The sequence below is a fragment of the Sporosarcina koreensis genome, from assembly GCF_001531445.1.
GTDB classification, from domain to species: Bacteria; Bacillota; Bacilli; order Bacillales_A; family Planococcaceae; genus Sporosarcina; species Sporosarcina koreensis_C.
The window spans coordinates 15,061-18,424 of sequence record NZ_LQYA01000140.1 but is presented as its reverse complement, the minus strand read 5'-3'; the positions used below and the strand labels follow the sequence as shown (position 1 = coordinate 18,424).

The 3,364-nt window shown below is 46.9% G+C and carries 2 protein-coding genes and 1 pseudogene; all 3 read right to left on the bottom strand.

Features of this window, described 5'->3' with window-relative positions; all coding sequences use genetic code 11:
* Positions 1–418, bottom strand: a pseudogene (locus AWV70_RS24665) (YmdB family metallophosphoesterase); the annotation flags it as partial.
* An 87-nt stretch (positions 419–505) separates the two neighbouring features.
* Positions 506–2,074, bottom strand: coding sequence for a ribonuclease Y (gene rny / locus AWV70_RS14665; protein ID WP_060208692.1), 1,569 nt, complete (start codon positions 2,072–2,074; stop codon positions 506–508).
* A gap of 239 nt (positions 2,075–2,313) precedes the next feature.
* The coding region (gene recA, locus AWV70_RS14660; protein ID WP_082713650.1) for a recombinase RecA at positions 2,314–3,364 on the bottom strand (1,051 nt) is incomplete at its 5' end.

Sequence of the window (3,364 nt, the reverse complement as noted above, 5' to 3'; positions counted from 1 at the left end):
TGCCCGCTTCTTCAATCAATTCCTCCGCGTTTTCAAATGGATCGCCATGAGGAGGGAGGAATGTGCGGCCATGCAGATTAATTACCGATAACGTCACTCCATTTTTTGTAATCGTCGTCATCCCTTTTCCCGGGGCTTCATCAGAAAAATTCGCAGGACGGATCAAGTAGTCGGTCTCATCGATGAAATCATATATTTCCTTTTGATCCCACGTATGATTGCCCATCGTCACCACATCGACACCTGAACGAAGAAGATCGTCAAAAATCGCTTTAGTTATCCCTCTACCCGAAGCGGCATTTTCACCGTTCGCAATGACTACATCTGCCTTGTATTTCCTTTTCAATCTTGCGATATGATCAAACACCATCTCTCTGCCGATTGACCCTACGATATCACCAATAAAAATTACCTTCATGATTGTAACCTCTTTCTACTTATACGAACTTCAATTGAAACGATAAGAAAATGACTCCTGAACCATGGCTGGACAGGAGTCATTTTATCATTTTGCATATTCCACTGCACGTGTTTCACGAATGACTGTCACTTTGATATGACCCGGATAATCGAGTTCCTCCTCGATCCGTTTGCGAATATCCCTAGCCAGGCGATGCGCTGTAATATCATCAATCTGGTCTGGTCTGACAATGATACGGACTTCGCGGCCCGCTTGGATGGCGAATGATTTTTCCACGCCTTCGTATGATTCCGAAATTTCTTCAAGTTTTTGCAACCTGCGAATGTAGTTTTCCAGTGTTTCACTTCGTGCACCTGGTCTCGCAGCTGACAATGCATCTGCTGCTGCTACCAATACGGCAATGACTGATGTCGCTTCCTCATCACCATGATGGGAGGCGATACTGTTGATGACAACTGGGTGCTCCTTGTATTTCGTTGCAAGCTCGACCCCGATTTGGACGTGGCTTCCTTCGACTTCATGGTCGATCGCCTTGCCGATATCGTGAAGAAGTCCTGCGCGTCTTGCAAGGGTGACATCCTCGCCAACCTCGGCTGCCAACAATCCTGCAAGATAAGCTACTTCAACGGAGTGCTTCAGGACATTTTGGCCATAGCTTGTACGGAAATGCAATCTTCCAAGGATTTTGATCAAATCCGGATGCAGATTATGAACACCTACATCAAATGTAGTCTGTTCCCCTTTTTCGCGGATCAATTCATCCACTTCCCTGCGCGCCTTATCCACCATCTCTTCAATACGCGCGGGGTGTATCCTGCCATCTTGCACGAGTTTTTCAAGTGCGAGACGAGCAGTTTCACGACGTACAGGATCGAAGCCGGACAGAATGACCGCTTCCGGTGTATCGTCGATAATTAAATCGATACCAGTCAATGTTTCCAATGTCCTGATATTGCGACCTTCCCTTCCGATGATACGGCCTTTCATTTCATCGTTTGGCAAGTTCACGACAGATACGGTTGTTTCAGCAACATGGTCTGCTGCAAAGCGTTGCAATGCAAGGGAAAGGATTTCACGGGCTTTCTTTTCGGACTCCTCTTTTGCACGCTGCTCCGATTCTTTCGTCATTACGGCGATATCTGTGGAAAGTTCCTTCTCGACATCATCCAGGATGATCCGTTTTGCTTCATCCCGCGTGAGGGCCGAGATTCTTTCAAGTTCCGTCTGTTGCGTGGCAACAAGATCTTCCGCCTTGCGTTCCATTTGTTCAATATGCTGTTGTCTACTGGAAAGCGCGTCATCTTTGCGCTCCAGCCCTGCTTCTCTTTTATTGAGAGCGTCATCCTTGCGGTCAAGATTTTCTTCCCGTTGCAAAAGGCGGTTTTCCTGTTTTTGCAGTTCCGCTCTTCTTTCACGGACTTCTGATTCCGCTTCAATTCTCAGTTTGTGATTTTCATCTTTCGCTTCTAGCAGTGCCTCTTTTTTCATAGCCTCCGCTTCACGTTTCGCGTCTTCAACGATTTGTTCGGCAGAGTTTTTGGCACCCGTCACTCTTGAATCATTCACCTTTTTGATAACTAAATAGATAACAACTGCACCGACGAACAGACCGAGCAAAGCGGAGATGATGTTTCCGATGATTCCATCTGGCATCCAGGTCACCTCCTCCTGCTATTCTTTTCGTTTTCAGTCGGCTCGTATATTAACATTCAACATACTGCCATAATGATTTCATTGGTGTGAAATTATACAATTCTAATTGTATCTATGAAAAATTGCCATGTCAAGGCATGAGTCGTGCGGAAATCTCTCCAAACCGATTGGCCTCACTGCATTTTTCAGATTTCACAGTCAAAACGGACTACCCTTCAAGGCAGTCCGCATGTAATCAATTATTTTTCATCTTCTAGAAGTAATAATTCCAGTTCTTCCTCGTCGTCCTCGTCATGAGCTGCAATAACGTAGTTCGCTGCAGCCATTCCATAAGAAGCCCGGATTTTGTTTGCGATTTCGGAACGGATATCCAGATTTTCCTTTAGGAATTGCTTAGCATTTTCACGTCCTTGGCCAAGACGTTCTCCTTCATAGGAATACCATGCACCACTCTTTTGGACAATTTCAAGCTCGGCGCCCAGGTCGACGATTTCCCCTTCTCTGGAAATCCCTTCACCGTACATGATATCCACTTCCGCAGTGCGGAATGGAGGAGCGACTTTATTTTTCACGACACGGATTCGCGTTTTGTTACCCATAATGTCGTTGCCTTGCTTGATCGCTTCGCCGCGGCGCACTTCCAAACGGACTGATGAATAGAATTTCAAAGCTCGTCCACCAGGAGTAACTTCCGGGTTCCCGAACATGACACCGACTTTTTCACGGATTTGGTTGATGAAGACGGCAATGGTCTTCGATTTATTGATAGCACCGGACAGTTTGCGAAGTGCTTGGGACATGAGACGGGCCTGTAAGCCGACGTGCGAGTCGCCCATTTCCCCTTCGATTTCCGCTTTTGGCACCAATGCAGCAACGGAGTCAATGACAACGATGTCGATTGCACCGCTTCGTACGAGTGCTTCTGCAATTTCAAGCGCTTGTTCGCCTGTGTCCGGCTGTGACAATAGCAATTCGTCAATATTGACGCCCAGTTTCTGTGCATAGACAGGATCCAGCGCATGCTCGGCGTCGATGAATGCGGCTTGTCCGCCTGACGCTTGCACTTCCGCAATTGCATGCAATGCTACTGTCGTTTTACCAGAGCTTTCCGGACCATAGATTTCAATGACGCGTCCTCTTGGATAGCCGCCAACCCCTAATGCTGCATCCAGAGCAAGTGAACCGGTAGAAGATGTTGCAATCTCCCGATCGGTTTTTTCACCCAATTTCATGACGGACCCTTTTCCAAATTGCTTTTCAATTTGTTTCAAAGCTTGGTCCAAAGCTGCT